This is a genomic window from Bacteroidota bacterium (assembly GCA_018831055.1).
Classification (GTDB): Bacteria; Bacteroidota; Bacteroidia; order Bacteroidales; family B18-G4; genus M55B132.
Window position 1 is genome coordinate 1 of record JAHJRE010000207.1, and the last position, 12,754, is coordinate 12,754.

Here is a 12,754-nt window from a genome sequence, read left to right on the forward strand (position 1 = left end):
GAAGGAACAGGATTGTTTGATTATGGGCAATCACTGCTTCCTTTCCCGGTTCCGACAGGTACACGGGTCATTAATGTAAAAGTGGCCTTTGCACCCGACGGAACCACGGGTTATCTTGGTGTATTAAGCAATAATGGAGAAAACGATGTTGCAGAAGGATCCTATTATCCACTTCTTTTCAAAACCACTGATGGAGGTGAAAACTGGGATGGCCCCTACAATGTTCAGTTAGGAGGCCCGGATGGAATTTCCTGTATTCTTAATTACCTCACTGACGAATTCCTGGAATACATTTATGAACCACCTATTCCCGATCGTACTGAGTTGAACTTTACAACGGCATTTGATTTTGACATTGCTGTTGATGCCTGGGGCAACCCACACCTCTTCTTTGTCGTTGGGCTACGTGGAAGTGATGACTGGACTATAGCTACAGGATGGGAAGGGCTACCGGGTACAGGAAATTCCATTGCGCTTACCCATCTTGTATCCTATGACGATATGTTCAGTTGGACAGGAGATACATTGAATACACCTTATACTTTCAGGGGAACATTTACAGGAACCGATGATCTTGATGAAGACGTAAGACCTTATATCTCCGTAACCCCTGATGGAACAAAGATGTTCTTTTCCTGGATAAATACTACGATTGCAGAAGAAAATACTGCGCCTGATATTTATTGTGTTGGACATGATATAGCCAACCATAGTTATTCCCAGGTTTTTAACGTCACCTCTTTCACTGCCGTAATGTGGCAGGCTTATATGGGGACAGCCTCCTATTATGTGTTTGATTATGGCGATAACTATGAAATTCCCTTTGCCTGCCAGTTAATGAACCCAAGTAATAATTCTGACCCGGTATCATTCCGTTACGTAGATAACTTCGTTTTGAATGTTGCCGACCTGGGATTTTACGTATCTGAACCTGAAATAGATGGTAATACACTTAGTGTGTCGCAGAATTATCCAAACCCTGTGAATGGGATTGCATATTTTAATGTAACACTGGAAAAACCGGCAGAAATTAATGTCGAAATTATCAATATTATTGGCCAGAACGTCAGAGAATACGGCTATGGTCAATTTTCAACAGGCATGCATAAACTCGCTCTGGATGCCAACGGATTGGAATCAGGTATATATTTTTATACCGTCACTGCAGGAAAGCAAAGCATAACCAGAAAGATGATCGTAGAATAAACTTATCCATTGAAAAAAAAGATGGCATCTCGATTTGAGTTGCCATTTTTTTTTGCATTTGGTAAAAATATTTAGTATTTTTAGATACCATATCTGTAACCTAATCCTTACAAGATGAATAAGCATATTATTATCATCCCGTTATTACTTCTTTGTTTTCAGATTACCGGACAAACCTTGATAAATGAACCAAATCAGATGTTTCCTTCTGTTTATGACCTGCGAACATACGGTTGGGTATCGCCTGTGAAAGACCAGGGTTCCTGTGGCGCTTGCTGGGCTTTTGCCACCATGTCGTCAATTGAATCCAGCTGGCTGAAAAACGGTTATGGGACATATGATTTATCTGAAGACAATCTGATCAATTGTCAGGAATTCGATCGTTTGCCCTGTGAGGGGGGTAATTTCTACATGTCATCGTCAATGTTTGGAAAACATTCGGGGCCGGTCAGCGAAATTCTCGATCCATATGGAGACACCTTAAGTTACAAACAATGTCCTGACAATCCTTTTCCCATACAACCTGTAGCTTTCACTGCCGATGTGAGGTTTTTACCAAAAGACATAAACATTCTGAAACAGGCTATCCTTGATTACGGCGCTCTTGCAACAAGTATGATTTTCGATATGGCATCCTATAACTCTTTGAATTATACCTATTATTATAATACAACCGGTGGATATCCTCATTGTGTAACGGTAACAGGATGGGATGACAATATCCAGTTTCCCGGTCTGAGCCCCGGAGCCTGGATAATTAAGGATTCATACGGAACATCCTGGGCCAATAATGGGTATTTTTATGTATCCTATTACGACAGTCAGATTTTTACCGAGACAGCAGTATTCCCTGCCAGAATTCCTTTTCCCCAATTCAATTCTGCTTATGTGTATTTCTATGATGATTTTGGCTGGATCGATAATACCGGATTCAGTTCGAACACAGCATTTGCCCTGATTCATTATTCGATAGGTCAGTTTTCGCCACCTTTTCTGCCGGTTCAGGTAAAAAGGATAGGAACTTATGCGGTTGAAGCCAACTCGAACCTGATTATCGACATTTACAGAAGTTTTAATGGAGGCATCCTTGGAGACCATTTGGGTACCATCGAATCCGGAACTCTTGATTTTGCAGGGTTTTATTCTTTCCCAATCAATCTGAGGACTGACACGCTTGGGAACGATTATTATCTCAGGATAAAATACACATCACCCGGTACCCAGAAACCCATTCCCATTGAGATTTACGAAACAAATTACAATAGTGCCATAACCCTCCAGACTGGCCTTTGCTGGATCAGCCCTGATGGCGCTTCCTGGACACCAATAGGCAACAATACAGCCTATCCTTTTGATCTTTGTATTAAACTATATTGCGAAACAGCCCCCTTATCTGTATTTCACTTGCCGGATTCCTCCCAAACAGGAACACCCGTCTTGTTTCACAGCGAGTCCCTTCCAAATGGGGGAATAGACAGTTTAAAATGGTATCTGAATGGAGCATCCTGGCAGATTGTTCCTTCCTTTAATCATATTTTTGAGATCCCCGGCCTATATGAAGTAAGTCTGGTAACTTATTTGGGAGAGAACTCCGATACAGCCATCAATTACCTTAAAATTGTCAATCCTGTCAGCTTACAGGATAATCCGGAATGCCATTTAATAATCAAACCAAATCCATTCCATGATTTGGTTAATATCTCATTCCTGCAAACGGAAAGAACACCGGTAATTATTGAAATTCTTAATATAGAGGGAAGGATACTGGGATGGAAGGACTATGGCATTTTGGAGCCGGGATATTATGATATACCCATTACTTTATCTGATATTTTACCGGAAGACATTTCATCGGGGATATACCTGTTAAATTTTAGAAATGGTCGAAAGATTTACCTCCAAAAAATAATTAAACAATAAAAAAACAACACTATTAGGTAATATTATTGAGATTCTGTTTATCTTTGCAAACACTTTAGGTTTTCAGCATTCTATATTGATTCTGCTTTCCTAAGAACTTTCTCAATTAAATTAACATTTTATCAAGTAAACATGAACATTTTCGTAGCAAAGTTAAGTTCATCCACAACCAGTGATGACTTACGGACCTTATTTGAAGAATACGGTGAGGTCGTTTCAGCCAATGTGATTATGGACAAAGTCACTGGCTATTCAAAAAAGTATGGTTTCGTTGAAATGAAAAACGACAATGAAGCCCAGAAAGCCATCAGCGAATTAAATGAATGCGAATACGACAACAGTCAGATCGTTGTAAAAAAAGCCAGACCGCGTGAAGCCGGCAACGACAGGCCCCGTGGTGGTGGTGGTGGCGGTGGAAACCGTTTCGAGAAAAGACGTTATTAAGATTTCAACATCGATATTCGTTAAGGCTGCTAATAGCAGCCTTTTTTTTTTATAATTTGACTATCCTCAGGGCCGCCTTCAGACTTCTATTACTGTATATTCCAATCAGATAAAATCCAGGATCCAGAGATGTTGCAGGTAATTCAACCTTTTCCTGACCCGGCTCCAGAGAGTATATATGCAAAATGGAGCCGGTAACCGTGGAAAGGATTAATTGTTCCTGTTCGCTTATTGGAGAGGAAAATCGTAAAGATATTTTATCTCTCACCGGATTAGTGACTGCGAAAACATTGCTTGATTGTGCTTTGAAGATGCCGGCTCCCTGGCCGATAGCAAGATCAAGCATTACCGGAAGGTGATCTGACATATTGTAAAGTGCGTCCAGTACAACAGAGGGGACAGATGAATTTACAGGGCTCTCAATAAGGGATTTATTGAAACGCTGGCCGTCCTGACCAATGGCCCTATAGCTGCCTTCAACATAGGCAACCTCGTTTTCGACATTCTTAATGCTTTCGGAAATGAGTATAAAATCAAATCTGTCGTCCATACCCCCTGATATAAAGCAATTCTGGACTGTGTGGGTAGACTGGGTATGAATGGGACTAAAATATGAGTTATTATGCCAATCACCGATTTTGTCTATGGGATCATGGAAACGAAAAGCAGTATTATCAGGATTCACTACATTCTGAAACGCCTGTTCTGAACCATCGTAAACATTGAAATCACCCATAAAAAGCATATTTCCGGTATACCCTGATTGGTCCAGAAAATTCATCAGACGATGGGTTTCATCTGCTCTTTCCAGTTCATCATCCCAATCGGATCCTGCTTTTAAGTGAGCAATGATACAGGTAAGGAAAACCGTGTCAAAAGTATTTCCGAGGTCAGGAGCATCATAGTACAAACGAATCAGGTTAATATCCCGCACATTGGTAGAAACTACTTCCTGGGAGTGGAAAGAAAGAATATCCTCCCTGTAATAAATCATGTTGGAAAGTGCAATATTGGATGGGCAGGTTTTCTCCACTCTTTCAAAAAGACCTGGCTTATAAATATCCAGGCAATCATCCAGCAGTTTATCGTAGGTTTGAACACTGCAGTTAATCTCATTTACGGTTATAATATGTGGATTAACATATTCCAGGATGGTGCGTAAATATACATTTTTATCATTGACATTATTATTGCTTGCATTGCACCCACCTGTATTTATATCATAATTGAGGAGATTATAATGCATTACACGAATAATTTCCTGTGACCAGGAAAATAATGCAACAACAGAAAAGGCACAAATCAGTAAAAAACGTTTCATCATTTGGCAAAGTTATCAAACTTCTCCAACTAATATTTATAAGAAACCGCAGTTAAGAGTGGGGGCTATTTATGCACCTTTCTGACAAACTCCTCCACTTCAGGTACTCCTCCCTGATAAACAAGATAACCATTATAGGGTTCCCTGGGAGTGATTTCATCGTTTATCGGGGTCAGCATCATTCTTTTTACTTCCGCGGGGTCATCGGTTTGGGCAAGAATCCAGCTCAGTTTAACCCAGGCAACTTCAGGAAGCATATTTCCAGTGGGAATAATACCTTTTGCCATCATGTCACGGCCTGTATCATAAACAAACATGTGGACATATCCCCAGATCGTCTGGAGAGTCATGTACATATGAACACCTTTGGAGTGGGCTCTCTCAATAGCAGGATAGAGTTCCTTGTTCACATGTCCGAGTCCCGTTCCCACGATAATGATGCCCCGGTATCCAGCTTCAACCAGTGCATCCAATGTATCAGGTTTAATACCCGGGTAATAATATAACATTGTTACTTCATCACTGAAATACGGCAGTATCTTTACATTGCGGTCTTTACGCCGTGGGTTATAATTTTTCTTTATCGGGAGGATCTCCTTCCTGGTTACCCTGGCAACCGGTGTATCTCCGATGGTACGAAATGTGGAGCGATAGGAGGAATGCATCTTCCTGACCCTGGTGCCTTTATGAAGCAAACCGTATTCATCAGATGTCGGCCCGAACATGCAAACCATAACCTCGGCAATATCAGAATGGCCGGCAGCAAACATGGCGTGCATCAGATTGAGAGCTGCATCGGAGCTTGGACGGTCGGATGAACGCTGGGAACCTACTAAAATAATTGGTACAGGTGGGTTTTGAACCATAAATGTCAACACAGCTCCGGTGTGATGAAGCGTATCCGTACCATGGCCTATCACAATACCATCAATACCATTCTCAATCTCTTTTCCAATGGCTTTCGATAGCTTGACATACTGTTGAGGACCCATATTTTCGCTGAATACCGCAAATACTTTTTCCGTTTCCAGATTGCAGATATCGGCAAGCTCCGGGACAGCCCCATATAATTCCCCAGGAGAAAATGCCGGGATAACAGCTCCGGTCCTATAATCCAGCCTGGAGGCAATGGTACCGCCGGTGCCGAATAGTTTAACACTCGGAAGCCCTGGTGTTATAGGAAATTCCTTTTCAGGAATCTTGTAATTGGCTTTTTTATAACCAACTTCCTTCATTCCGGTAATAGTGCGCACATCCACTCCAATATTGTATCCTGTAGGTATCTTTACAACAATATGTTTGTCGTCGTCATTCTCAGACCTTGGCAGGATAGTGCCATTAAAATGCCCGCGTGTTGTATCAATCTCAGCCTGCCCCCATACCCGGGTCTGGTACTTTTTCAATACTTCCAGTGCATCTCCTTTATATCCCTGGAAAAAATCATCACTCATGATATCCTGGTTTATTTAGTTCAATAATGTTACTTTCCGATGGTTCTGTATAATTCACTCAACGATATGTTCCCCAAAGCCATACTTCTCAACTGGCCCATAATCCAGTTTTTCCTATCCTGATCTTCCTGTGAGCGGCCAATTTCATGGTATTTCTTTTCCAGGAAAGGAACATGGTTCAGTATTTCTTCACGGTTTAGCTTTTTAAACTTAATAACCGTAAGAACAGAATTAAAATCCATTTTTGGATGTTCATAAACAACCGGCAACATCTTGCCGGCAATCTCGGGGTCAAGTCCATGATCAAGAATATATTTGAACATGGCAAAGAGGATACAGTAATTAAATTCTGTTGCCGGTGTGTAATGCCCTTCTACAAACTTGAGAGTATGTCCGAAAAATGACCCCACAAAGCGCGGATTCACGCCCAGATCATCTACTATCCTGCGTATCAGTGGATAATGGTTTCTTTTAAAAATATACGTGTAGGTGTCTTCCGGCACTCCCCATTCCCTGAGTTGATGATAACGGTCTATCACTTCTGAAGGTACCCTGTGCCTTATCTTTTCGATCAATTCTTCTTCCAGGGGTATAGGAGCTGAATCGGTATCCGGATACATACGATCGGCTCCCGGTAACACCCTTTCAAAGATCGTAGTTCCGTCTTCAAACGATTTCCGTGTTTCGTTGGGTACACCCTCGAAAGCCATTTTGCAACGTTCTTCAATAGTCTCCAGGGCGGTTTTGATATCATCTTCCGGTCCCCAGAATACCAATTGGACGTCATCTTCTGACGCTTTTAACATCTTCCGAATCTTCTCCCAATCCTTCCCCGAAATAGCAGGTTTTATGGCTTCGGTATGCGTCATGTTAGGTTTCTCCAGACAGGCTATCACCTTTAGCCTATCGGCCAACTCATCGGCAAACATTTTACCCGGTTGGGTAAAATGTGATAAAATACCAAGGAATCCTGGCAAATTAACTGCAACTATAAGGTGTTGCTGATTTTTTGCTTCTGTAAGTGGGGCATAACGGAATGAAAACGAAAGCGGATTTAATTTTTTATGACTAATGATCCACTTTTCAGGCTTTGGGATTCTATTTTTCAATTCTTCCCTTATGTGAAGCAATGCCCATTGTCTGAAACTTTCGTTGTGTGTAAGTTCTGGTATCCATCTGGTATGGGCAACTCCTTTGATTTCCACGCGGGAGCCTCCACGGCAGCTAACATTCACATCTTCCCGGCCTGCACCAATTCCGGTACGCACCTTTCCTGTTGAACGATTCAGGAAACGGATATAATCGCATGCCTCCTTCACCTCATCCGGATTGGTACAATCAGGATATGTGACGGTTTCGATCAGTGGCATACCCAGGCGGTCGGTCTTATAAATCCTTACATGACCTATATCAGATATCTCACGGCATGAATCTTCTTCAAGGCTTAACTGGATAAGCCTTATCTTTTTGTTCTTCAGAGGAATTTCCCCTTCCACCCCGATGATGGCAGTACGCTGAAACCCGGTTGGAATAGACCCGTCGAGATATTGCTTACGGGTAATATGTACTTCACCGACAATATTCAGCTTCGATAAAAGGGATATCTCTATGGATATCTCGAGCGCTTCCCGGTCGATGGGAAAGGGAGGTGTATCATCCACTTCGTAGGTACAGGCAGTATCGTTCTTAATCCTGTATATTATTTCTTTGCGGGTTTTAAACTCCATAAGGGCAGTTCCATCGTATTCACCCAATTCACTAAGCGTGGGACGCATATGACGGATCAATTCCGCATCATAATCATCACTCCGGTTGTATTTCCCTGCCGGACAGCGGCAGAAGAGCTTTTCCCTGGTTTTCAATTGTTGGTGGACTTCGAGACCCGATTTGAATCCTATCCTGTCGTAGTCTTGCTGTGTAGCACTTTTACGGGGTACGTAACCTATCAGTTCCCGGGTGATCCTGTAGTTTTCCTTAGGATCAAACTTTTTCATCTTCTCTGGCATAATAAAGGAAATGTACGTCAAACAAAGTGTCAAATGTAATAATAATTGTTATTACCCATCGCCGGCTTTTACCGGATTATTAACCCGTATTTATGAAATCACTATTTTTGCGCTTCAAATGATATGCCTATGCTTAGTCTTTCTCAGTTTAATATACTTACTTGGGGGTGGATAGCCCTGGCACTGTTAACATTTCTACTTCTTCTCAAGGTCACTGCCCCTTATGGCCGGCATACCAAAAGTAACTGGGGCCCTATGATCGGGAATAAAACCGGTTGGTTTATAATGGAACTGCCGGCGTTGATTGTCCCTTTTATATTTTTTTTCACAGGAAATATTATCCCAGGAATGGTTCCCTGGGTATTTATCATTCTATTCGGTTTACATTATTTTAACCGGGTGATGGTATTCCCTTTCAGGCTCAGGACAGGAAAAAAGAAAATGCCTGTAGTCATTGTTGCAATGGCCGTATTTTTCAACCTGGTAAATGGTTTCATTATCGGCTATTTCCTTGGCAATTTCTCCGGTTATTATGAAATATCCTGGCTTTGGGATCCCAGGTTTATTACAGGTTTCCTGTTGTTTTTTCTGGGATTGTATATAAACTGGACTTCAGATAATGTGCTTATCAACCTGAGAAAGTCACCCGGGAACGGTTACATAATACCGGAAGGCAGGTTGTTTCAATACATTTCCTGCCCTAATCTTTTTGGTGAGATTCTTGAATGGACTGGATTTGCCATTTTGATGTGGAATCTGCCGGGCCTTTCCTTTGCTGTCTGGACCATGGCAAACCTCATCCCAAGAGCGTTAGACCATCATAAGTGGTATCAGGAGTATTTTGATGATTATCCTGAAGAACGCAAAGCAGTTATCCCACTAATCATCTGATCTTTCGGGAATCTGTCCTGAAACTTTCAAAGCGTTATTTACCGGGTTGGCATAAACACCCAGGAAAATCCTTTTCAGTTTTTCATGATCACCATCAAGAAGTGCAAGTTTTTGATGTAAATACTCTTCAAATGCTGACATCTCTTCTTTTGAGTATTTTCCGTGACTACTTTTTCCTGTAAGAATATCAAAAGCAATGTAATTGGATGCCCATAAATGATAGTTCTTGTGTATCTGCCGGTCAATTTCCTGTCCAAGCCAGGCAATCTTGTCGTTAAGGGTTGAGCAGGGACTGATCTGGAGATCTTCATAAGCCAAAGGATTTCCGATCGACAGATGTATGCGTCCTTTTTGCTGCCTGAGGCCTGTAAGTATGCTGTTTAAATCCTCTCCCGGCTTCTTGTCGTAAGGTCCGATCGAACGAAGATACACTTCCTGCGTTTTCAGGATATCACAAGGCTCTATTTCATACGATATGCTAACCGGAATAAGGTTTAGTTCGCTGAAATTCGAAACAAAATCAGATGGTCCGCTGATAAAAAGCATTTTCAGTAATCCGGAGTCTGTCCGGTCATCCCCGTTTTTCGTCCTACCATTGCGTTGCGCAATCCAAACCGAATCTCTTCCGGTGGTAACGGATTCACGGATATAAGCCGAAAGATCCTTTGAATATTCCAATAACTCCCGTCTTGAGCCATCCCTAATAACAATGATCATCTTATTGATTTTCCCGATGTCTGCGACAAAATCGGAAACCATCAGATTATTGCCAACCGCGAATTCGGTCGTGTCCAATCCGTTCCTGACAAACAAAACCTGTAACACCGCCGAGTCTAATATGATATCTCTGTGATTGGCAATAAATAAATAGGATTGGTCGGGGTGGATGTTTTCCAATCCACTTATCGTAACTCCACGGGATGTTTTTAAAATAATACGTCCAAAGGCCTCAGCCATAAAATTATGCTGAAATTCCTGGATGGTCTGAAATCCAAGCAATTTCTTACGAATATCTTCCACCGGAATTTCAGGATAAACAAATGCCATGAGTTCAGGAAAAACCTCATCTGCGATGATCTTTTTCAGAACACCGGGGAACTCCTGGTCAGTATAGGGTTTTAACTCCTGATAAACAGATCCGTTAGACATAATCGGCAAAATTAACAAAAAAACAAAAGGGATGACATCTCCCGCTATCCGGGGATACCATCCCTGCTTGTGAATAAATTATCAGACTATTTCATATGCTTCATCATGAACTTGGCAAGTTCCTTCCCCCCTTTGGCATAGGATTCTGATATTCTTGTTCCGGTGTCGTAGTCATTACCCCCGAACGTTCTTCCTCTCGAATCCTCCATAGTAATCAAAGCCAGCACTTTCCCCGGATTGGCTGTTTCTACAATGCGTATTTCAGCATCTATGTATGCATCACCACGCCATACTCCCACGTTGAAACCAGGTTCCGTAAATGTAGTGTGGAAAATCATGGTATATTTGGCCTGGTCATTATGAACCACCTTTAGTCCGATTTCCGTAAGATACTTATTCATCAATTCCTGGAACTGGGGTTCATAGACATTTACGCGGTCATCAACCCAATCCTTGGCCCAACGATCTCCCCTGCCGGGTTCGTCAGCGTTATAGTCTGCTTTTTTCTTAGTGATATAGTCTTCCTCATTTTCAAACTTACCAACCGACATATTACTGTAGTCGAATTGAATATTGATCTCTTTCTGACCCTTTAAAAATGACAAGGAGCCTTCTTTCAGTTTCAGCTTTTGTGCTTGTGAAACCTGAATTCCTGCAAAAAAGAGGATTGCAATTAAAACAATTAATGTTCTTTTCATGATTTAGTTAATTAGTGGTTAATGTTTTACAGTGTACTAAAAATAAAGAGTATTTGGAAAGATGAATATCAAGGTACATGTTGCAGGTTACATGCTTCAACTGCCAGTTATCCTGTATCTTGAAGCCTGGAACTTGCAGCAAGCAACCTGCAAGACTTATTAACCCTTCCCAACACCCAGTATAATATTATAATTGAATTCAAGAAGCTTTCCTGAGCATACTATTAACAAATTCATAATCTTTAACCGAAGTGGTTTATATTCTTAAATAAAAAATATTTCTATATTTGACTTAAGAACACAAACACCAAAATTATGAAAAAAGCAGGAATTCTTTTACCAATTATCATCTTGCTTCTAATCATTTTCCAGGAAGCAAGGACGCAGTCACCGGTTAGCTTTGTCCTCAACCTTCAACCCATTTCTTACCTGATCAGTCCGGATATTAATGGATTTTCAGTATCCAGATCGGGATCCGGAGGCGGCTGGTATTATTATTCAGAAACAGACGAAATCTCCGGTTTTGCCTCGGTTGTCCCCAATGCCCTGGCTGGAATCAGCATCAATACACCTGTGGTTTTCCTTGATTTCACGGGTGGTGGTGGCTTCCTCTGGAGCGGTGCATTCAACGGTCCTGTTTATATGGGAGATTTTGCTGCACGATTTCGTATTGCCAGTGTATTTACACTTGGATTTCACGGAGGAGTAATGGCCTGGAGTCCTAAATGGACTGGAGAATACTCAGACGACAATGACGTCAATCTGGGAAACATGACCGGTATTTATGCCGGACCTACCCTTACCGTTGGGAAAAAGGCAAGCTTTGTCTTTTCCATCGATTACTTCAGCGGAAAAAGTGATGTATACACCTACAATAATTGGCATGCCAATAGTTCCGAGCTAAATTTGTCCGGTGTAATGTTCAACTTTGGTTTGCTGATAAGAGTACCGTAATCTAACTATTTACCACCGTATTTGGCACGCCACTTTTTATACTGGTCCTTCTCAATGTCCTTTAAAACATTATAATAGGATTTTGCCCAGTAATTGCGGATCCCAAAACCACCTGCCTTACCCGTCAGTTTTTGGGTAAGAAGTACTTCCTTGGTACCGGCATCGAACATGGTAACCCAGAAACGGCCTGTTTCAGAAAGCTTGTCAAAAGCTTCAACGATGAAAACAATACCAAGGCCGGTTACATCTCCCATGTCATATTCCCGTATCATGACGCTGACTTGTTCCTCCGGAATGGTATACTCCGAATTAATCACAAGGTCATCCATATTCGGTAATTCGTTCCTTTTTTCCACGGCATCCAGGTAATAGTTTACATTATCCTTGAGGAAAGCCCTGCCAATGTTGTATTTATCAGCTTCGGCGACAACAAGCTGATTCCAGGAATCGAAGAAGTGATTTTTAATCTGATAAGGATCCTGAAACCCTTCGGAGCCAATCATCCGGGATTGGGAAAAATCAAGTCCGAACCAGGTACATTCTTTGGAATTAAAAATCATAGAAGCATCCTGGGCTTTGGCCAACGGTACCAGGATCATGATTACCGCAAGAAGAATAAATTGCTTTTTCATAACCATAAAGTTTTAGTTTCACAATACTCTTTATAAACTACTTATTTGTATACCAACTACATTCGATCAACAATCTGATGAT

11 protein-coding genes are annotated in these 12,754 nt (G+C 41.5%); 5 read left to right on the plus strand and 6 right to left on the minus strand.

What is annotated here, in order from left to right:
* From KKA81_13725 to KKA81_13735, 3 genes are all read left to right on the plus strand, one after another.
* Window positions 1-1,206, plus strand: a 1,206-nt coding sequence (locus KKA81_13725) for a T9SS type A sorting domain-containing protein (protein ID MBU2651982.1), incomplete at its 5' end; no start/stop codon positions are given.
* A 114-nt stretch (window positions 1,207-1,320) separates the two neighbouring features.
* Window positions 1,321-3,126, plus strand: a complete 1,806-nt coding sequence (locus KKA81_13730; protein ID MBU2651983.1) for a T9SS type A sorting domain-containing protein — start codon at window positions 1,321-1,323, stop codon at window positions 3,124-3,126.
* A gap of 132 nt (window positions 3,127-3,258) precedes the next feature.
* A complete protein-coding gene (locus KKA81_13735; protein ID MBU2651984.1) occupies window positions 3,259-3,570 on the plus strand; it encodes an RNA-binding protein in 312 nt (103 codons plus the stop codon).
* Window positions 3,571-3,619: 49 nt separating this feature from the next.
* On the opposite strand, the gene KKA81_13740 is transcribed toward KKA81_13735, so the two are convergent.
* The 3 genes from KKA81_13740 to gatE all read right to left on the minus strand — a co-directional run bounded on the left by KKA81_13740 (window position 3,620) and on the right by gatE (window position 8,336).
* Window positions 3,620-4,894, minus strand: a complete 1,275-nt coding sequence (locus tag KKA81_13740; protein MBU2651985.1) for a hypothetical protein — start codon at window positions 4,892-4,894, stop codon at window positions 3,620-3,622.
* 62 nt (window positions 4,895-4,956) lie between these two features.
* Window positions 4,957-6,342: a Glu-tRNA(Gln) amidotransferase subunit GatD gene (gene gatD / locus KKA81_13745; GenBank protein ID MBU2651986.1), complete on the minus strand. Its 1,386-nt coding sequence runs from the start codon at window positions 6,340-6,342 to the stop codon at window positions 4,957-4,959.
* 29 nt (window positions 6,343-6,371) lie between these two features.
* A complete protein-coding gene (gene gatE / locus KKA81_13750) occupies window positions 6,372-8,336 on the minus strand; it encodes a Glu-tRNA(Gln) amidotransferase subunit GatE (GenBank protein MBU2651987.1) in 1,965 nt (654 codons plus the stop codon).
* A 141-nt stretch (window positions 8,337-8,477) separates the two neighbouring features.
* On the opposite strand from gatE, the gene KKA81_13755 reads away from it, so the two are divergent.
* Window positions 8,478-9,239 (plus strand): DUF1295 domain-containing protein, encoded by a 762-nt coding sequence (locus KKA81_13755; GenBank protein MBU2651988.1) that lies wholly within the window; start codon window positions 8,478-8,480, stop codon window positions 9,237-9,239.
* On the opposite strand, the gene KKA81_13760 is transcribed toward KKA81_13755, so the two are convergent.
* Together KKA81_13760 and KKA81_13765 are read right to left on the minus strand one after the other, a co-directional pair.
* Window positions 9,228-10,388 (minus strand): 1-acyl-sn-glycerol-3-phosphate acyltransferase, encoded by a 1,161-nt coding sequence (locus tag KKA81_13760; GenBank protein ID MBU2651989.1) that lies wholly within the window; start codon window positions 10,386-10,388, stop codon window positions 9,228-9,230. The two genes, KKA81_13755 and KKA81_13760, sit on opposite strands and share 12 nt — an antisense overlap.
* An 86-nt stretch (window positions 10,389-10,474) precedes the next feature.
* A complete protein-coding gene (locus tag KKA81_13765; GenBank protein ID MBU2651990.1) occupies window positions 10,475-11,086 on the minus strand; it encodes a hypothetical protein in 612 nt (203 codons plus the stop codon).
* Window positions 11,087-11,401: 315 nt separating this feature from the next.
* Here KKA81_13765 and KKA81_13770 point away from each other — a divergent pair, with 315 nt between their 5' ends.
* On the plus strand, window positions 11,402-12,040 hold the full coding sequence (locus KKA81_13770; GenBank protein MBU2651991.1) for a hypothetical protein: 639 nt from the start codon (window positions 11,402-11,404) through the stop codon (window positions 12,038-12,040).
* Between the two features lie 5 nt (window positions 12,041-12,045).
* Here the strand turns inward: KKA81_13770 and KKA81_13775 are convergent, their stop codons facing one another.
* On the minus strand, window positions 12,046-12,672 hold the full coding sequence (locus KKA81_13775; protein ID MBU2651992.1) for a hypothetical protein: 627 nt from the start codon (window positions 12,670-12,672) through the stop codon (window positions 12,046-12,048).
* Window positions 12,673-12,754: the final 82 nt, after the last annotated feature.

What these genes read in the sequence shown, in the direction of transcription:
- KKA81_13730 (MBU2651983.1), top strand. Translation starts at nt 1,321, where the DNA reads ATGAATAAGCATATTATTATCATCCCGTTATTACTTCTTTGTTTTCAG.
- KKA81_13735 (MBU2651984.1), top strand. Translation starts at nt 3,259, where the DNA reads ATGAACATTTTCGTAGCAAAGTTAAGTTCATCCACAACCAGTGATGAC.
- KKA81_13740 (MBU2651985.1), bottom strand. Translation starts at nt 4,894, where the DNA reads ATGATGAAACGTTTTTTACTGATTTGTGCCTTTTCTGTTGTTGCATTA.
- gatD (MBU2651986.1), bottom strand. Translation starts at nt 6,342, where the DNA reads ATGAGTGATGATTTTTTCCAGGGATATAAAGGAGATGCACTGGAAGTA.
- gatE (MBU2651987.1), bottom strand. Translation starts at nt 8,336, where the DNA reads ATGAAAAAGTTTGATCCTAAGGAAAACTACAGGATCACCCGGGAACTG.
- KKA81_13755 (MBU2651988.1), top strand. Translation starts at nt 8,478, where the DNA reads ATGCTTAGTCTTTCTCAGTTTAATATACTTACTTGGGGGTGGATAGCC.
- KKA81_13760 (MBU2651989.1), bottom strand. Translation starts at nt 10,388, where the DNA reads ATGTCTAACGGATCTGTTTATCAGGAGTTAAAACCCTATACTGACCAG.
- KKA81_13765 (MBU2651990.1), bottom strand. Translation starts at nt 11,086, where the DNA reads ATGAAAAGAACATTAATTGTTTTAATTGCAATCCTCTTTTTTGCAGGA.
- KKA81_13770 (MBU2651991.1), top strand. Translation starts at nt 11,402, where the DNA reads ATGAAAAAAGCAGGAATTCTTTTACCAATTATCATCTTGCTTCTAATC.
- KKA81_13775 (MBU2651992.1), bottom strand. Translation starts at nt 12,672, where the DNA reads ATGAAAAAGCAATTTATTCTTCTTGCGGTAATCATGATCCTGGTACCG.